The sequence below is a fragment of the Microbacterium sp. MPKO10 genome (assembly GCF_026107415.2).
Classification (GTDB): domain Bacteria; phylum Actinomycetota; class Actinomycetes; order Actinomycetales; family Microbacteriaceae; genus Paramicrobacterium.
This window is the reverse complement of sequence record NZ_JAPCHX010000001.1, coordinates 449507-465697: the sequence shown is the minus strand read 5'-3', so window position 1 is coordinate 465697 and position 16191 is coordinate 449507. Positions and strand designations below refer to the sequence as shown.

The window sequence follows — 16191 nt, the reverse complement described above, 5'->3', positions numbered from 1 at the left end:
GGTACCCGGAGTCTGTCAGACGGTCTCCGAAACCCCCGCGTCGATAATCCAGTTCGCGCCGTGAACGCTATCGGCAAGCGGCGAGGCGAGATAGGCGACGGCAGTCGCAATTTCTCGGGGTTCGATGAAGCGGCCGGTGATCATGCCCATCTGCGCCGGAAGCGTGGCGAGCAGCTCCTCGTTGCTGATGTTCATTGCTGTGGCCAACCCCGCACCAAAGCTCTGCTCGCCTGTCCACAATGCGGTCAGCGTCGATGACGGGGTGATCGTGTTGATGCGCACGCCCTGAGGACCGTACTCGGCTGAGAGTCCTTTCATTACGGCGTTGAGGGCTGCTTTGGCCGCGCCGTACGGCAGCGGCGCTGACTGAGGGCGACGGGCGCTGTCGGACGAGATCGTCACGACGCTTCCGCGAGAGGTCAGCAGTTCGGGCAGTGCCGCGCGTGTCGTGCGGACCGCCGCGTAGAGGTTGAGGTCGAACGTCGACGACCACGCGGCATCGTCGAAATCGAGAAAACCCGCTCCGGGCGCTGCTGCGCCGCCGCCGACGTTGTTGACCAGAATGTCGAGGCCGCCGAGGGCAGTGACCGCTTCTGCCACGATGCGCGCCGGGGCTTCGGAGTCGGACAGGTCTCCGGTGAGGGTGATAACACCGGTTTCGGCGAGTTCGGCTGTCACGGCGCGGGATGCCGCGGCAACGGCGACGCCTTCTTCGCGCAAGACCCGAACGATCTCCAGTCCCATTCCCTTGCTTGCACCTGTCACGAGAGCAGTCTTGCCTGCGAGCTGCATGTCCATCGTGTGTCTTCTTTCTGTCGCGTTGGTCGGCTGGCAGGTCGCCAGTAATTAACTGCAACATAATTGATGCAGTTAAGTCAAGAGCTGCATCGTAGTATGGAGTAATGCAGTCCTCTTTCGAACCCGAGCGTCCACTTCGTGCCGATGCACAGCACTCCATCGCGCGCATTCTCGAAGCTGCTGAGAAGGTCTTCGTTGCTGATCCGCGCGCGAGCCTGGAAGACGTGGCGCGTGCCGCCGGTGTCGCGCGAACCACAGTGCACCGACGTTTCGTGTCGCGCGACGACCTGCACGATGCCCTTGTCGCCACGGTCAACCGTCGGCTTCGCGAGGCGCTCGACAAAGCGGAGGTCGCGACAGCCCCGCCGCTCGTCGCTCTGTACCAGCTGACGGTGGTGACCCTCGAGCTCAAGGTCGATTGGAGAGCCTCGTGGCAGCTCGTGGATTTCGACAGCACGGGCGCCCGCGGCATCGACCCGTCTGCGATCGCCGATCTTGACCTGCTCTTACGGCGATCGCGCGATGCCGGGCTTTTGCAGCCCGACGTCGATGCGGAGTGGGCCCGAGGCATCTATCTCGCCCTGATCCACGAGGCGTCCGCGCGCCGGCGCGCCAGCGAGTCGGCGTCTCAGAGCGCGTACCGCGTCATGAAGACGCTACTCGTCGGCCTCGGGAATCCGGAACACGACCTCGAAAGTCTTCTCTCCCGGCCTGCGAACGGTCGTGACCTCTGACGTGGCGTCATTTCAGGAGTCGTGACAGCACCCGATCGGCGAGCACTTTGCCTCCGGTCTGACACGTCGGGCAGTACTGAAAAGTCGAGTCGGTGAAGATCACCTGCCGGATGGTGTCACCGCAGACGGGGCAGGGCTCGCCGAAGCGACCGTGAACGCGCAGGTGTGCCTTCTTCTCGCGTTTGAGATCCGCGGCCGCGAGGCCGACGGCGCGGGCCACGGCGTCGTCGAGGGTCGTCCGCAGTGCAGCATAGAGCTGCGCTGCATCATCGGTGCCCATGTCCGCCGGCTTGAACGGCGACATTCGTGCGGCGTGGAGAATTTCGTCGGAATAGGCGTTCCCGATCCCTGCGATGAGCGACTGGTTCCGCAGCACGCCCTTGATGCGCGACCGGCCAGCCTCCGTGAGGATCGTCTGGAACCTCTCGAGGGTGAATGCACCATCAAGCGGATCGGGGCCGAGGCGGGCGATGCCGGGAACCTCATTCGGCTGCGAGACGAGCGAGATTGCGAGGCTCTTCTTCGTCCCCGCCTCGGTGATGTCGAGCCCTGATCCAGCCGGTGCTCTCTCGCCTCCTGCGAGAACGAGTCGTGCGGCGAGGGGCCCCTTGCCAGGCCGCGTGGACGCCTTGGGGGCGGACGCGCGCCACTTGATCCACCCGGCGCGTGCGAGATGGATGATCACGTGGGTCGACCCCATTCTCAGGTCGAGGAACTTCCCGTGCCGTGAGACAGCGTCCACCGTTTCACCGTGAAGTGCTGATGGGGGGATGCTGACGGTCTTCAGAGCCGAAATTGCGGATACGTCGAATCGCTCGATCGTGTGCCCGCCGACCCTGCGCTTCAGATCGCCGACGAGCGCGTGAACTTCGGGCAACTCGGGCACGGCACCAGTATGCGCTACCCTGCCGGCATCGTGCATTTCACGGCCGTCGCTGAAGCGCATGGGTCCCGCTCTCGACAGCATCCGATCGGAGTCATACCGTGAAGACATGGATGCTGCATCGATGATCATGGGCGGCGCTATCGCGTCGATCGCTTGGATCGCCTTCATTCCCGCGATCCGCCGTTCCGGGGCTCGCACCTCGGGGTCGGACTCGTGCGGCGGGGATGCCCCGACACACGGGGCGACATGAACGCCGCTCTGACAGCATCCGGCCTCACGCCCCTGCCCGACGACTGGCAGCGCGCACTCGTGATCATGGCGCACCCCGATGATCCCGAATACGGGGTGGGCGCCGCCGTTGCCACGTGGACGGCCGCGGGAAAGGACGTGCGCTACGTCCTCGGCACGCGCGGCGAAGCCGGCATCGCGGGGATGCTGCCCGAAGAATCTGCGCGCGTCCGCGAGGGCGAGCAGCGCCGGGCGATCGCGCATGTCGGCGTGAGCGAGCTTGAGTTTCTCGGGCACCGCGACGGCACGATCGAGTATTCACCCATGCTCCGCCACGATATTGCCGCGGCCATCCGGCGGCACCGGCCAGAACTCGTCGTCACCATGAACTTCCACGAGACCTGGTTTCCGGGTGCCTGGAACAGCGCCGACCACCGTGCGTTCGGCCTCGCCGTCATGGATGCCGTAGCCGACGCCGCGAACGAGTGGATCTTTCGCGACCTCGCGGACGACGGCCTCGAGCCGTGGTCGGGTGTGACGGCGATCGCCGTGAACAGCCCGTCGGGAACGCACGCCGTCGAGGTCTCCGGGGGAGTGGATGCCGCGATCGCGTCGCTCGCCGAGCATGCTCAGTACCTCGCTGCGCTCAGCGATGATCCCGTGCTCGAGCAGGCACGGCGCCAGGTGCTCGGGATTACTGGCGGGGCGGATGCTGTGGAGCGCCACGTGCGCTTCGATCTCTACGCGATGTAGCAGAGTGTCCTGGATGCCCGAGCACGTCGCACTCGGCAACCATGAACCTCGCATTCATTCTCACTGCTTAGGCTGGCAGCCATGGCTTCCGGCGATACTCCGACTGACACGCCCTCATCTGACCATTCCCCGGACGGCGGCGCCTCGACGCCCACGCGCACATTCTTCGGCCAGCCGCGCGCACTCGCCCATATTTTCGGTGTGGAGATGTGGGAGCGCTTCTCGTTCTACGGGATGCAGGGCATCCTCATCTACTACCTGTACTTCTCCGTCGCCGACGGTGGCCTGGGGATGCCGCAGGCAGCGGCGGCTGGAATCGTCGGCGCGTACGGAGGCGGAGTCTATCTGTCGACTGTTCTCGGCGCCTGGCTCGCGGACCGTGTCTTCGGCTCAGAGCGCGTGCTGTTCTCGAGCGCGATCATCATCGTCTGCGGCCACCTCGCGCTCGCGCTTCTGCCGGGGTTCATCGGAGTGGGTGTCGGGCTGATCCTCGTCGCTCTCGGAAGCGGCGGCCTCAAGGCCAACGCCACAAGCGTGGTCGGCACGCTGTATTCCCGAGACGACACACGGCGGGATGCTGGGTTCTCACTGTTCTACCTTGGAATCAACCTCGGCTCATTCGTCGGTCCGATCGTGACCGGTGCCCTGCAGTCGAGCGTCGGCTTTCACATTGGCTTCGGCGCGGCCGCCGTCGGCATGGTTCTTGGGCTCATTCAGTACTCGATCGGCCGCCGTGGTCTTCCCGCAAGCGCACGCGAGGTGCCAAACCCGCTCTCGGGAGTGGGGCGGCTCATCTGGGCATCTGTCGCTGCCGTGGCCGCCGTGGTCATCGTCGTTCTGTGCCTCGTCGGCCTGATTCGCGCCGACAATCTGCCCGGAATCGTGATCGCGGTGACGGTGTTCGCGGCGATCGCCTATTTCGCGGTGCTGCTCACGAGCCGCAAACTGGATGCGACAGAGCGTCACCGTGTCTTCGCCTTCATTCCGCTCTTCCTCGCCTCGAGTGCCTTCTGGTCGCTGTATCAGCAGCAGTTCACAGTGATTCCGATCTACGCCGAACAGCGTCTGGATCTGACGCTCTTCGGCTGGTCGATTCCGCCGACCTGGGTGCAGTCGATCAACCCGGTGTTCATCATCCTGCTCTCGGGCGCCTTTGCGGCGCTGTGGACTAAGTGGGGTCAGTGTCAGCCCGTGACGCCCGTGAAGTTCGGGCTGGGCACTGCCGGTGTCGGAGTCGCCTTCTTGATCTTCCTCATCTGGTCCGGAGGAGAAGGGCCCACGACACCGCTTCTGGCCATCGTTCTCATTCTCTTCACGTTCACGATTGCCGAGCTGCTGTTGTCGCCGGTTGGGCTGTCGGTTTCGACGAAGCTCGCGCCGCGGTCGATGCGTGCGCAGATGGTTGCCCTGTTCTTCCTCTCCGTCGCGCTGGGTTCCGCCGTCTCTGGTGAGCTCGCTGGTCTCTATACGTCGTTGCCCGAGGGCGTGTACTTCGGGATCATCGGCGGCATCGCGATCGTGTTGGGGTTGATCGTGGTGGCGATCTCGCCGTGGGTGCTTCGCCTCATGCGTGGCGTGCGCTGATCGAAGACCACGCAAGCCAGTCGAACGACGTCACGCAACCCCAGAGGGCTTCGTGCGCTCCGTGAACTCCGCGACCGTGCCGATGATAATCTCCACATCATCCTCGGGAAAGTACGCAAGAATTCCACTGGTCTTCCCCGACGTGTACGGCTCCTGGTCAAAGAGCCGACGCGGCTCGATCACGCCTCTCGCGGTCAGTTCGTCGATGATCAGCTTCACGAACCTCACCTGATCAACGCTGAATAGCCCCTCATGGAGGTAACGTGCGAACGCATCAATCGCGGCTTGGCGATCAAGGCCGACGAGTTGACGAACGAAGAGACCAAGGCCGCCGCTGCGTGCACGTTCCAGATCAGCGGAGTCTCCGGAACCACTCTCGCGCAGCATCCGTTCGAGTTCTTCAAGGTCGTTAGACGTGAGTTGCTTGTTGCGGCGCAGTCGTTGCAGCGCAAGATTATCGTCGTGTGCTCTGAGGTAGGCGCCGGCTTTCTCTCGAAAGCGTGCCCAGTCGGTTCCCGTCGCCGCATGCTTGAGTTCGATAGCGACGGCATCGCCCAGCTCGTCTTCAAAGTCGGTGTATACAGGCAGTCTCTTTGCCACGTCGATGAAGCGAACGAGACTCCGGATGCGTTTACGCGCGCTCTCGAGCATGGGAAGCGTGACATCACCCCACCATTCGTCGCTCGCGAGATTCTCGAGATGCTCGGCGTGCTCCGCGACCACCGGGATCGTTGTGACGCCGATGAGGGCGGTGTCTCCACGCAGGTTCGCGAGTGCTTCCCGCGCATCCGCGTGCAGCGTGTCGATGGCGAGAACGAGGCTTACGCGATACTCGAAGGGTCGCTGTGCGAGTGGCTTCGCAATGGAATCGTTGCGTGGCGGAAGATCTTGATTGAAGAACTCGAGGTTTCCGCAGAAGTCGAAGACGAGAAAGTCTGCTTTGTCGACGCCCGGTCCGTGTAGGTCCGGGCGTAAACGCGTGCCGCGACTGATCATCTGCCAGAACTTGCTCCGGGAGCGCACGAGTTTGAAGAAGACGAGGTTGACCGCGTCAGGAACATCGATGCCGGTGTCGAGCATGTCGACAGAAATCGCGATGTGCGGAGTCTTTTCGGTCACCCCGAACGTGTCGATGAGGCTTTGGGCGTAGGGATACCCGTGGGTGATGACTTGCGCGAAGTGACCGGCGAGTTCCGGGTACATAGCGTTGAAGCGGTCTGCGATGAAGTCTGCGTGATGCTGGTTCTTGGCGAAGCTGATGGTCTCGCCGAGCCTGTCGCCCCCCCTGCGACCGCGTGACCCTCGCTCATGAGCGTGGAAATCACCTTGTCGACGGTGTCCTCATTAAAAGAAGGCGGTTGACCTCGTCGGCGCTCACTTCGACGGGTGGCTCCTCGTCGCCCCATTCCAGAGCATCCCACTCGTCGAGCCCGTAGGCATCGGTCGGGGCTGTGCTCAGTTCTTGGCGCGTGCGGCGGCGCGACACAGCAAGTTCGAGCTCGCCCCGTGTGTAGAAACCAGCGACCTAGCGGGGCGGCTACCCGGCCGCGTCATCCCACATCCAGTGTTCGCGTCCGTTCGTGAAGAAGACGACGGATCGGCGGCCGAACTGCCGTTCCAGGCAGTCGGCGTAGAGCTTGGCCTGTTGCTGGCCGGGGAGCTGACCATGCGAAGGAACTCTCTTGCTCAGTCAGTATTTTCGTTATACATTAATGACATGAGTGGGCGCGAGACGATCAACGGGGTTCCCGTCACTGAGGAGCAGATCGCCGCCTGGGCCGCCGAAGCCGAGGCTGGCTATGATGTTGCGGCATTGAAGAAGCGCGGTCGCGGACGTCCGGGGCGGGGCGCTGAGCCGTCTCAGGTCGTCGCGCTCCGGCTCACCCTTGAAGAGATCGCCGCGATCGATGAGCGCGCAGAGCGTGAGGGCAAGTCACGCTCAGAAGTTATCCGTGAAGCGCTTCACCTGTCGGTAGCGTGAACGTTCATGACTCGGCGTTGAAGCACGGTGTTCTCCGCGAGGATGCGATCCAAGCAGCGACATGGGCGGTATGGATCGAGGATCTTGACGCGAACAGTCCGGCACGTCAATTGCGACTCGGTTTCGACACTCGCGGTCGACTCTTGGAGACGGTCGTTCTCGTCTTCGACAGCGGCAATGAGCTGGTGATTCACGCAATGAAAGCTCGACCGCAGACGATCGAGCTGCTGCCCTAATCGGATACCTCGTTCAGTATTCGTGCGAGAACTTGCCGTTATTGCAGTGCGCTACACCATTCTCGCTCAGTGCAATCGTGAAGGCCAGATGCCTTGCGATATCTCACGCGGAGAGTGTGTAAAGTACGGTTTATCAACCCGTTCCTCCACGTGAGGGCGGGTCTTTTCTTGCTAATCGCGGAGGAGGCCAAGGGAGCGCACCGCGTCGCGCTCCGCGAGTAGTTCAGCGACCGAGGCGTCGATGCGCTCACGCGAGAACGCATCGACGTCGATGTTCGGAACGATCTCCCACTCGCCGCCGCGCGAAATCACGGGGAACGACGACACGAGGCCTTCCGGAACCCCGTACGATCCGTCGGAGACTACACCCGCCGACGTCCACGCCCCGGGAACCATGCCCAACACCCAGTCGCGCATGTGGTCGATCGCCGCATTGGCGGCGGATGCTGCAGACGACGCACCGCGCACATCGATGATCTCGGCACCGCGCTTCGCGACCCGCGGAATGAACTCGTCGCGAACCCACGCGTCGTCGACGAGCTCGCTCACGGGCTGACCGCCCACCGTCGCATTGCTGAGATCCGGGTACTGCGTCGCCGAGTGGTTGCCCCAGATCGTGATGCCGGCAACGTCGTCGACAGCAGCATCCGTCTTGCGCGCCAGCTGCGCAACAGCACGATTGTGATCGAGACGCGTCATGGCGGTGAAGCGCTCCGCCGGCACGCCATCGGCATGCGCTGCAGCAATGAGCGCGTTCGTGTTTGCGGGGTTGCCCACGACGACCGTGCGAATATCGGATGCTGCGCGCTCGCCGATCGCCGCCCCCTGAGGGCCGAAGATGCCGCCGTTCGCCTCGAGAAGGTCGGCGCGCTCCATGCCTGCTCCGCGGGGCCGCGCACCGACGAGCATCGCGATGTTCGCGCCGTCGAACGCGTGATGAACATCGTCGGTGACCTCGATGCTGCGCAGCAGTGGGAACGCGCAGTCATCGAGTTCCATGGCCGTTCCCTCCGCAGCGCGCACGGCCTGTGGGATCTCGAGCAGACGCAGATTCACCGGCACATCGTCGCCCAGCATCTGCCCGCTCGCGATGCGAAACAGCAGTGCGTAGCCGATCTGCCCTGCGGCTCCGGTGACGGTGACGGTTGTGGCGTTCGCTGTCATGAGGCTCCTTTGCAGGTTGGGCGGCGGGGCTCGCCAGCATCCTCTCTCAGCCTACGGTGCTGTGCGGGGGCATGGCCAGAACGGCCGCCCGTGGAGCACGGAAGCGACCGCGTTCAGAACCCGCCGCGCCAGTCGCGGATGAGGCGCACGACATCGTCGAAGTGAGACTCGAGCAGAAAATGACCTCCGTCGAGGAGCTCGACCCGGGTGTTGGCAGAGTCCTGCGAGAAGGTCTCGGCGCCGGCCGGTCCGAAAATCTCGTCGTTCTTGCCCCACACGGCGAGCACGGGCACCTGCGATGTGCGCAGCCAGTCGTGCACCTCGGGGTACATCTGCCGGTTCGTCACATAGTCGCCGAACAGCGCCAACTGGGCGCGATTGTTGCCGGGGCGCGCCAGAAGTGCGATGTCGTGCTCCCACGCGTCTGGATCGACGGTCGTCGCGTCGGGCACACCGTGCGTGTACTGCCACTCCACGGCGGCGCGCTCGGTCGCGGGCAGCAGGGCTGCTGCGTTCGACTCCGAGGGGTCTGCTGCGTAATTCCAGATCGGCGCCCAGAACTCGGGCACGAAGCCTTCCTCGTACGCGTTGCCGTTCTGCGTGACGACCCCTTCGACACTGTCGGGGTCGGCGAGGGCGAGACGCCAGCCGATCGGAGCGCCATAGTCGTGCACGTACATCGTGAACCGAGACACGCCCACGGCGTCGAGGAACCGGCGGGTGACAGCGGTCAGCGCGTCGAACGTGTACGTGAAGTCCTCAACGGACGGTGCCGATGAGCGTCCGAACCCGATGTGATCCGGCGCGATCACCCGGTAGCGGTCCGCGAGCGCGGGGATGAGGTGACGGAACATGTGCGAACTGCTCGGATACCCGTGCAGCAGAAGGAAGACGGGGGCGTCGGCCGGGCCGGCCTCGCGATAGAAGATCTCGTGGTCGTCGATGCGGACGGTGCGGTGGTGGACGATTGCCATGACTAACTCCTAAAACTAGATTAACTGGTTAGCGACAATGTAGCATGGTTGTATCGACCGGGAAAGGGGTCTCATGGTTCGTGACGAAGAGCTGCTGCTTGCCGTGCTGAACAGCGCCCCGATTGACGACGGCGTTCGAACGGAGGGCCTGCGGGGTACAGCCGGGCGTGACCTTGTGGCGCCGTTCGGAGGGAGTGGCACGAGGGAGGAACTGGCCACCCTGCGGCGAGTTCGCGATCTGCTTCAGGCGCAGATCCGCGATGGCGCCGAGGTGCACCGCGAACTCGGTGCCGTGATGAGCGGGGCGACGCTGAAGCCCGACGTCACCCCCGAGGGAATCACCTGGGAACTGCAGACCCCCGCCGACGAGAGGCTCGCGGCCCGTGTCGTGATGGCCTGGTCGGACGTGACGCGCGAACTTCCCGGCCGCCTGCGCGCCTGCGCCAATACGGAGTGCAACCTGTTCCTCATCGACCACAGCCGCCCCGGCACCGCCCGCTGGTGCTCGATGGCCACCTGCGGAAACCGCATGAAGGCGCGAAGCCACGCCCAGCGGCAGCGAGCGGCGTCGTCGCGCTAGCGCACCGGGGGGAACGACTGGCGACCAATGCATACAATAACTCTGCAAATTCCGGGATCTTCCGGATAAACCTCCCCTTTGCTAGAGTCAATGTATACATTGACGGATGCTGGAGGTGAGATGCGCGCAAGCGACAGGGCGTACGAGACGCTGCGCGAAGAGATCCTCGAGGGGACACTCCCGCCCGGCACCCCACTGACCGAAGTCGAGCAGTCCACGCGCCTTGGCTACTCCCGCACTCCCGTGAGAGAGGCTCTCAGCCGGTTGACCGCCGACGGACTTGTCGCCGCGGTGTCCGCCCGAGCCCTCGTCGTCACCGAAGTGGCCGACGCTGACGTCACGGCACTCTATGAACTGCGCGAAGCACTCGAAGTCACGGCGGCCCGCTTGGCAGCCACGCGCCGGGACCCCGCGGTATTCGCCGACCTGCACGAGCGTTTCGCCCACGCGGCCGAACTCGTCGACGGTGGCGAGGGCGGTCTGCAGCGCTACTACGACCTCGTCACCGAGCTGGATGCTGCCATCGACAACGCGGTGGACAACAGCTACCTTGAGCAGGCGCTGCGCAGCGTCAGACTGCACTCCGCGCGCGTGCGCCGAAGTGCGCGACGCAACCCGGAGCGGCTGCGTGCCGCAGCATCCGAACACCTTTTGATCTGCCAGGCGATCCGCGACGGCGATGCCGCGCTCGCCGGACACGCCACACACGTGCACCTGAGGCTCAGCCGCGCTAATGCGCTTGCGACGGTCGCCGACAGAGACGCATCCTGATGAAAGGGACCCACCGATGAAAACTCACAATCTGCGTACCCATACCAGCGACGAGAACCTCGCTCGTGAAGACCAGCTCGCGTGGGCAATCGCTGAGGTGGCCGCCGACGAGGTCGAGGTCACAGACGACGTGACCGAGATGGTGATCAACCGCGTGATCGACAACGCGGCTGTTGCGGCAGCATCCGTCACTCGGGCCCCTGTTGCCGCGGCCCGCGGTCAGGCGCTGACGCATCCCGTCTCGGTGGGCGGCGACGGCTCCACGGTGTTCGGCCGTGAGCAGACCCGCCGCGTCAGCCCCGAGTGGGCGGCGTGGGCGAACGGCGTCGCCGTGCGTGAGCTCGACTATCACGACACGTTCCTCTCGGCCGAGTACTCGCACCCCGGTGACAATATTCCGGCTCTCGTCGCCGTGGGCCAGCACGTCGGCAGCACGGGGCGTGATCTCGTGCGCGGCATTGCCACGGGGTACGAGGTGCAGATCGACCTGGTGAAGGCGATCAGCCTGCACAAGCACAAGATTGACCACGTCGCCCACCTGGGCCCGTCGGCCGCCGCAGGTCTGGGCACGATGCTGCACCTCGATCGTGACGTGATCTTCCAGGCGATCGGCCAGGCCCTGCACACGACGACCGCAACGCGGCAGTCGCGCAAGGGGCAGATCTCGACCTGGAAGGCGCACGCCCCCGCGTTTGCGGGGAAGATGGCGATCGAAGCCGTCGACAGGGCCATGCGCGGGCAGACATCGCCCGAGCCCATTTGGGAAGGCGAAGACGGCGTGATCGCGTGGCTGCTCGATGGCCCGGATGCTGCATACGAGGTGCCGCTGCCCGAGCGCGGTGAGGCCAAACGCGCGATCCTCGACAGCTACACGAAGGAGCACTCGGCCGAGTACCAGGCACAGGCGTGGATCGACCTGGCCCGCAAGCTGCACACCGAGCATCCGGAACTGCTGGCCGACGGTGCGATCGCGCGCGTCGTGATCCACACCTCGCACCACACGCACTTCGTGATCGGCTCGGGCGCGAACGATCCGCAGAAGTACGACCCGACGGCCTCGCGCGAGACCCTCGACCATTCGATTCCGTACATCTTCACCGTTGCCCTGCAAGACGGTGAGTGGCATCACGTCCGCTCATACACACCCGAGCGCGCGGGTCGCCCCGACACCGTCGAGTTGTGGAAGCGCGTGACGACGGAGGAAGACCCGGAGTGGACGCGTCGCTACCACTCGCTCGACCCGACCGAGAAGGCGTTCGGCGGACGCGTCGAGATCACGCTCACCGATGGCCGAACCATCACCGATGAGATCGCAGTGGCCGATGCGCACCCGCTCGGTGCTCGACCGTTCGCGCGAGCGAACTACATTGAGAAGTTCCGCACCCTCGCCGAGCCGGTCGTGGAGCAGAGCGAGATCGAGCGGTTCCTCGAGGTGGCTCAGCGGCTGCCCGAACTCGAACCGCACGAACTCGCCGGGCTCACATTCACCGTGGAGCCGGGCGTTCTCGCTTCGGTTCCGGCGACGAAGGGACTGTTCTGATGCTCTATTCACAGACGGATGCTGCCGCCAAGCGCGCCGCGTATCGCGAGCGTCTCGCGACGGGGGAGCTTCTGCGCTTCCCGGGGGCGTTCAACCCACTGAGTGCGCGGCTGATCGAGCGGAAGGGCTTCGACGGCGTCTACATCTCGGGTGCCGTGCTGAGTGCAGACCTCGGTCTGCCGGACATCGGCCTCACCACCCTCACCGAGGTGGCCGGCCGCGCCGGTCAGATCGCACGCACGACCGAGCTGCCCGCCATCGTCGACGCCGACACCGGCTTCGGCGAACCCATGAACGTGGCGCGCACCATCCAGGAACTGGAAAACGCCGGGCTGGCCGGCACCCATATCGAGGATCAGGTCAACCCCAAGCGCTGCGGCCATCTCGACGGCAAGCAGGTCGTCGACGAGCAGACGGCGCTGAAGCGCATCCGTGCTGCCGTTGATGCTCGCCGTGACGACAACTTCCTAATCATGGCGCGCACCGACATTCGCGCCGTCGACGGGCTCGACGCCGCGAAAGACCGGGCGAAGAAGCTGGTGGATGCCGGGGCAGACGCGATTTTCCCGGAAGCGATGCGTTCGCTCGAAGAGTTCGAGGCCGTGCGCAGCGCCGTCGACGTTCCGGTACTGGCGAACATGACCGAGTTCGGCAAGAGCGAGCTGTTCACAACCGAGCAGCTGGCGAGCGTCGGCGTCAACATTGTGATCTGGCCCGTTTCCCTCTTGCGTATGGCTATGGGCGCAGCATCCCGAGCCTTAGACACGCTGAACGACGAGGGCTCTCTCACCAGCCAGCTCAACGCCATGCAGCACCGTGCCGACCTCTACGACCTCATCGACTACGAGTCGTATAACCGATTCGATACCTCGGTATTCAACTTCACAGTCGAAAAATAACACCCTCTCGACGTAGAGTGCACACGTCACACCTGACGCAAAGGAGCATGATGACCGACACCGACATCAAGAAGGGTCTGACCGGAGTTGTCGCGGACTACACCGCGATCTCGAAGGTCAATCCCGAGACGAATTCGCTGCTCTACCGCGGATACCCCGTGCAAGAGCTCGCCGAGTCGTGCAGTTTTGAACAGGTGGCGTACCTCTTGTGGAACGGTGAGCTTCCCACCGACGCCGAGCTCGACGACTTCGTGCGCACCGAGCGTGGGCAGCGGGCGCTCGACGACAACGTGAAGCAGGCCATCGCCCTGCTGCCGACGACGTGTCACCCGATGGACGTCATCCGCACAGCCGTCAGTGTCATCGGAGCCAACGACGAGTCGGCCGAAGACAACTCGGCTGACGCGAACACGAAGAAGGCGCTGCGGCTCTATGCCAAGCTTCCCGCGATCGTCGCGTACGATCAGCGCCGTCGCCGTGGGGACGAGATTGTCGAGCCGCGTGACGACCTCGGCTATTCCGCGAACTTCCTGTGGATGACGTTCGGCAGCGAGCCGGAGCCCACCGTCGAGCACGCTTTCACGGTCTCGATGATCCTCTATGCCGAGCATTCATTCAACGCATCAACGTTCACGGCGCGCGTCATCACCTCGACGCTCGCCGACCTGTACTCCGCGGTGACCGGTGCGGTCGGGGCGCTCAAGGGAGCGCTGCACGGTGGCGCGAACGAGGCAGTGATGCACACGCTCGAGGAGATCAAGACGGCGGATGCTGCCGAGAAATGGCTCGACGACGCGCTGGCCGAGAAGCGTAAGATCATGGGCTTCGGACACCGGGTGTACAAGAACGGCGATTCACGCGTGCCGAGCATGAAGAAGGCGCTTGATGCACTCGCGGAGCACTACGACCGTCAGGACATGCTCGACCTGTATGAGGCGCTTGAGGCGGCGATGGGCGACCGCAAGAACATCAAGCCGAACCTCGACTACCCGTCGGGCCCGGCGTACCACCTGATGGGCTTCGACACGCAGACCTTCACCCCGCTGTTCGTCGCGGCGCGCATCGTGGGCTGGACGGCGCATATCGCCGAGCAGCTGGAGAACAATTCGCTCATCCGCCCGCTCTCTGCGTACAACGGTCCGGACGAGCGGCACGTCGGGTAGCGGCCGATTCCGGATGCTGCGAGGGTGCCGTGCCGCGAAGCACAGCGCCCCGGCCTCAGCGCGCCATCCACCCTCCATCGACCGGTAGCACTGTACCTGTCACATACGCCGCGGCATCACTGGCCAGGAAGACCGCAGCTCCGCCGAGGTCATCCGCTGTGCCCCAGCGTCCCATGGGAATGCGCCCGAGGATCTCTGACGAACGCTCGGCGTCGTCACGAAGCTTTTCTGTGTTGTCCGTCGCGATATAGCCTGGCGCGATTCCGTTCACCGTGACGCCCTTCGACGCCCACTCATTGCTCAGGGCCCTCACGAGACCGGCCACCCCTGACTTCGCCGCGGCGTAGCCGGGAACGAACACTCCGCCCTGAAAGCTCAGCAGGCTTGCCGTGAAGATCAGCCTGCCCGAACCGCGTTCGGCCATGTGCCCGCCGACGATCTGGCTGAGCACGAACTGGCTCGAGAGGTTGATCTGAATGACATCGTCCCACCATTCGAGCGGGTGCTCTGCGGCGGGGGCGCGGCGAATGGTCCCCGCATTGTTCACCAGGATGTCCGCGTCGCGGACCTCGGCTCCGAACTGCTGCACGGCGGTGCGATCCGTGAAATCGACGGCGTGCCCCGTGAACGAGCGACCGAGTTCGCGCACCCGCTTGCCGATCTCGCCCCCGCCGCTCTCTTGCTGCGACGAGGCTCCGATGATGTCGGCACCGGCGGCGGCGAGCGCCTGAGCCATGCCGAATCCGATGCCCCGGCGTGCTCCGGTGACCACGGCGGTTCGTCCCGTGAGGTCAAAGGGGGTCATGAGGCAGCATCCTTTCGAACGTCAATCAGCAGTTTCATCGCATCGCCGCCCTCAAGTCGGTGGAACGCGTCGAGAGTGTGGTCGAGGGGGAGAACGTCGGTGATGATGTCGGCTGCCGCGATGCTCCCCGCAGCCAGCAGACCGATGGCTCTGTCGAAATCGTTGCGTTCATAGACACGGGTTCCGATGATCTCGAGCTCGCGCCAGAAGACACGATGAAGATTCATGGGGGTGGGTTGCGCGTGAATCGCGACGATGACGACGCGGCCACGCACGCGGGCATAGTCGACGCTCGTCAGCGCGGTGACCCCGGCACCCGCCACTTCGAACACGACGTCAGCTCCCGCGCCGCCTGTCGCCTGCTCGACGAGGGCCGCGGCATCCTCGGTGGCCGGGTCGATGACCTGCGCGCCATGAGCCGCCGCGAAGCTCCGGCGCTCGCCCGCTGGCTCGATGACGATCACACGCGCACCTGTGCTCTGGGCGACAAGCGAGATCAGCTGGCCGATCGGCCCGCCTCCGATCACGACCGCCGTCTCTCCGGCGGCGAGTCGTGACCGGGCGACATCGTGGCACGCCACCGCGAGCGGCTCGATCAGCGCGGCATCGCGAAGCGGCACCTCGTCGGGAATGGGAATGACGATGGATGCTGGCACGGTCCACAGCTCTTGCAGCGCCCCCGGCGTCTCGATGCCGACGAAGTCGAGGTTCTGGCAGATGTGGGTGTTGCCGCTCGTGCACGCGGCGCACTCGCCGCACCACAGCAGCGGCATCACCGTCACCCGCTGGCCGGCGGCAAGGTGCGAAACGTGTGCCCCCACGGACTCGACGGTCCCGCTCATCTCGTGGCCGATGGCCTGCGGAACCGTCACCCGTGAATCCATGGTGCCGTGAAGCACGTGCAGGTCTGTGCCGCAGATGCCCGTGTAGGCAACAGCGATGCGAACATCGTCAGGTCCCGGTGCAGCAGCTGGCCGATCGGCGACGGTGATCTGCCCGTCACCCTGGTACAGGGCGGTTCTCATTGTCGCTCTCGCCTCCTTGCGAAAATAAAACTAAGTTCAATTTGGACTTCTGGGTGGTGGAACTAGGTTC

At 64.5% G+C, this 16191-nt stretch carries 18 protein-coding genes; 11 read left to right on the top strand and 7 right to left on the bottom strand.

Annotation, left to right across the window (positions count from 1 at the left end; all coding sequences use genetic code 11):
* Positions 1-15 precede the first annotated feature (15 nt).
* Entirely contained in the window at positions 16-798 is a 783-nt protein-coding gene (locus OK352_RS02205; protein ID WP_265139757.1) for an SDR family NAD(P)-dependent oxidoreductase, read from the bottom strand.
* Positions 799-902: 104 nt separating this feature from the next.
* Here OK352_RS02205 and OK352_RS02200 point away from each other — a divergent pair, with 104 nt between their 5' ends.
* Positions 903-1532, top strand: coding sequence for a TetR/AcrR family transcriptional regulator (locus OK352_RS02200; RefSeq protein WP_265139756.1), 630 nt, complete (start codon positions 903-905; stop codon positions 1530-1532).
* 7 nt (positions 1533-1539) lie between these two features.
* On the opposite strand, the gene OK352_RS02195 is transcribed toward OK352_RS02200, so the two are convergent.
* A complete protein-coding gene (locus OK352_RS02195) occupies positions 1540-2418 on the bottom strand; it encodes a DNA-formamidopyrimidine glycosylase family protein (RefSeq protein ID WP_265140255.1) in 879 nt (292 codons plus the stop codon).
* A 106-nt stretch (positions 2419-2524) separates the two neighbouring features.
* Between OK352_RS02195 and OK352_RS02190 the strand changes: the two genes are divergently transcribed.
* The 3 genes from OK352_RS02190 (at position 2525) to OK352_RS02180 (ending at position 4983) form a co-directional block, all read left to right on the top strand.
* Positions 2525-2668, top strand: coding sequence for a hypothetical protein (locus OK352_RS02190; protein ID WP_265139755.1), 144 nt, complete (start codon positions 2525-2527; stop codon positions 2666-2668).
* Positions 2665-3399, top strand: a complete 735-nt coding sequence (locus OK352_RS02185) for a PIG-L deacetylase family protein (RefSeq protein ID WP_265139754.1) — start codon at positions 2665-2667, stop codon at positions 3397-3399. The genes OK352_RS02190 and OK352_RS02185 overlap by 4 nt, the downstream gene beginning before the upstream one ends.
* An 81-nt stretch (positions 3400-3480) precedes the next feature.
* Complete coding sequence (locus OK352_RS02180; protein WP_265139753.1) at positions 3481-4983, top strand: peptide MFS transporter; 1503 nt, start codon at positions 3481-3483, stop codon at positions 4981-4983.
* A gap of 30 nt (positions 4984-5013) precedes the next feature.
* On the opposite strand, the gene OK352_RS02175 is transcribed toward OK352_RS02180, so the two are convergent.
* A complete protein-coding gene (locus OK352_RS02175) occupies positions 5014-6186 on the bottom strand; it encodes a type I restriction-modification enzyme R subunit C-terminal domain-containing protein (RefSeq protein WP_265139752.1) in 1173 nt (390 codons plus the stop codon).
* Between the two features lie 514 nt (positions 6187-6700).
* Here OK352_RS02175 and OK352_RS02170 point away from each other — a divergent pair.
* A complete protein-coding gene (locus tag OK352_RS02170; RefSeq protein WP_265139751.1) occupies positions 6701-6964 on the top strand; it encodes a ribbon-helix-helix domain-containing protein in 264 nt (87 codons plus the stop codon).
* The gene (locus OK352_RS02165) at positions 6961-7200 is read left to right on the top strand and encodes a toxin (RefSeq protein ID WP_265139750.1); all 240 of its coding nucleotides are present in this window, start codon (positions 6961-6963) and stop codon (positions 7198-7200) included. Before OK352_RS02170 ends, OK352_RS02165 begins: the two co-directional genes overlap by 4 nt.
* 171 nt (positions 7201-7371) lie before the next feature.
* On the opposite strand, the gene OK352_RS02160 is transcribed toward OK352_RS02165, so the two are convergent.
* Both OK352_RS02160 and OK352_RS02155 read right to left on the bottom strand, forming a co-directional pair.
* Positions 7372-8364 (bottom strand): malate dehydrogenase, encoded by a 993-nt coding sequence (locus OK352_RS02160; protein WP_265139749.1) that lies wholly within the window; start codon positions 8362-8364, stop codon positions 7372-7374.
* 113 nt (positions 8365-8477) lie between these two features.
* On the bottom strand, positions 8478-9338 hold the full coding sequence (locus OK352_RS02155; RefSeq protein ID WP_265139748.1) for an alpha/beta fold hydrolase: 861 nt from the start codon (positions 9336-9338) through the stop codon (positions 8478-8480).
* A 73-nt stretch (positions 9339-9411) separates the two neighbouring features.
* On the opposite strand from OK352_RS02155, the gene OK352_RS02150 reads away from it, so the two are divergent.
* The 5 genes from OK352_RS02150 (at position 9412) to OK352_RS02130 (ending at position 14291) form a co-directional block, all read left to right on the top strand.
* Positions 9412-9918, top strand: a complete 507-nt coding sequence (locus OK352_RS02150; RefSeq protein WP_265139747.1) for a CGNR zinc finger domain-containing protein — start codon at positions 9412-9414, stop codon at positions 9916-9918.
* 90 nt (positions 9919-10008) lie between these two features.
* Complete coding sequence (locus OK352_RS02145; protein WP_265139746.1) at positions 10009-10689, top strand: GntR family transcriptional regulator; 681 nt, start codon at positions 10009-10011, stop codon at positions 10687-10689.
* 16 nt (positions 10690-10705) lie between these two features.
* Positions 10706-12229 carry an MmgE/PrpD family protein gene (locus tag OK352_RS02140; RefSeq protein WP_265139745.1) on the top strand — a complete coding sequence of 508 codons (1524 nt, stop codon included), beginning with the start codon at positions 10706-10708 and terminating at the stop codon, positions 12227-12229.
* On the top strand, positions 12229-13128 hold the full coding sequence (gene prpB, locus OK352_RS02135; RefSeq protein ID WP_265139744.1) for a methylisocitrate lyase: 900 nt from the start codon (positions 12229-12231) through the stop codon (positions 13126-13128). Before OK352_RS02140 ends, prpB begins: the two co-directional genes overlap by 1 nt.
* A gap of 50 nt (positions 13129-13178) precedes the next feature.
* The gene (locus tag OK352_RS02130) at positions 13179-14291 is read left to right on the top strand and encodes a bifunctional 2-methylcitrate synthase/citrate synthase (RefSeq protein ID WP_265139743.1); all 1113 of its coding nucleotides are present in this window, start codon (positions 13179-13181) and stop codon (positions 14289-14291) included.
* Between the two features lie 55 nt (positions 14292-14346).
* Here the strand turns inward: OK352_RS02130 and OK352_RS02125 are convergent, their stop codons facing one another.
* Positions 14347-15096, bottom strand: a complete 750-nt coding sequence (locus OK352_RS02125) for an SDR family oxidoreductase (RefSeq protein ID WP_265139742.1) — start codon at positions 15094-15096, stop codon at positions 14347-14349.
* A complete protein-coding gene (locus OK352_RS02120; protein WP_265139741.1) occupies positions 15093-16121 on the bottom strand; it encodes a zinc-dependent alcohol dehydrogenase in 1029 nt (342 codons plus the stop codon). The genes OK352_RS02125 and OK352_RS02120 overlap by 4 nt, the downstream gene beginning before the upstream one ends.
* Positions 16122-16191 lie beyond the last annotated feature (70 nt).

Bases quoted from the DNA above. Each gene is read 5' to 3' on its own strand.
- OK352_RS02205 (WP_265139757.1), bottom strand. From the start codon at position 798: ATGGACATGCAGCTCGCAGGCAAGACTGCTCTCGTGACAGGTGCAAGC.
- OK352_RS02200 (WP_265139756.1), top strand. From the start codon at position 903: ATGCAGTCCTCTTTCGAACCCGAGCGTCCACTTCGTGCCGATGCACAG.
- OK352_RS02190 (WP_265139755.1), top strand. From the start codon at position 2,525: ATGGATGCTGCATCGATGATCATGGGCGGCGCTATCGCGTCGATCGCT.
- OK352_RS02185 (WP_265139754.1), top strand. From the start codon at position 2,665: ATGAACGCCGCTCTGACAGCATCCGGCCTCACGCCCCTGCCCGACGAC.
- OK352_RS02180 (WP_265139753.1), top strand. From the start codon at position 3,481: ATGGCTTCCGGCGATACTCCGACTGACACGCCCTCATCTGACCATTCC.
- OK352_RS02175 (WP_265139752.1), bottom strand. From the start codon at position 6,186: ATGTACCCGGAACTCGCCGGTCACTTCGCGCAAGTCATCACCCACGGG.
- OK352_RS02170 (WP_265139751.1), top strand. From the start codon at position 6,701: ATGAGTGGGCGCGAGACGATCAACGGGGTTCCCGTCACTGAGGAGCAG.
- OK352_RS02160 (WP_265139749.1), bottom strand. From the start codon at position 8,364: ATGACAGCGAACGCCACAACCGTCACCGTCACCGGAGCCGCAGGGCAG.
- OK352_RS02155 (WP_265139748.1), bottom strand. From the start codon at position 9,338: ATGGCAATCGTCCACCACCGCACCGTCCGCATCGACGACCACGAGATC.
- OK352_RS02150 (WP_265139747.1), top strand. From the start codon at position 9,412: ATGGTTCGTGACGAAGAGCTGCTGCTTGCCGTGCTGAACAGCGCCCCG.
- OK352_RS02145 (WP_265139746.1), top strand. From the start codon at position 10,009: ATGTATACATTGACGGATGCTGGAGGTGAGATGCGCGCAAGCGACAGG.
- OK352_RS02140 (WP_265139745.1), top strand. From the start codon at position 10,706: ATGAAAACTCACAATCTGCGTACCCATACCAGCGACGAGAACCTCGCT.
- prpB (WP_265139744.1), top strand. From the start codon at position 12,229: ATGCTCTATTCACAGACGGATGCTGCCGCCAAGCGCGCCGCGTATCGC.
- OK352_RS02130 (WP_265139743.1), top strand. From the start codon at position 13,179: ATGACCGACACCGACATCAAGAAGGGTCTGACCGGAGTTGTCGCGGAC.
- OK352_RS02125 (WP_265139742.1), bottom strand. From the start codon at position 15,096: ATGACCCCCTTTGACCTCACGGGACGAACCGCCGTGGTCACCGGAGCA.
- OK352_RS02120 (WP_265139741.1), bottom strand. From the start codon at position 16,121: ATGAGAACCGCCCTGTACCAGGGTGACGGGCAGATCACCGTCGCCGAT.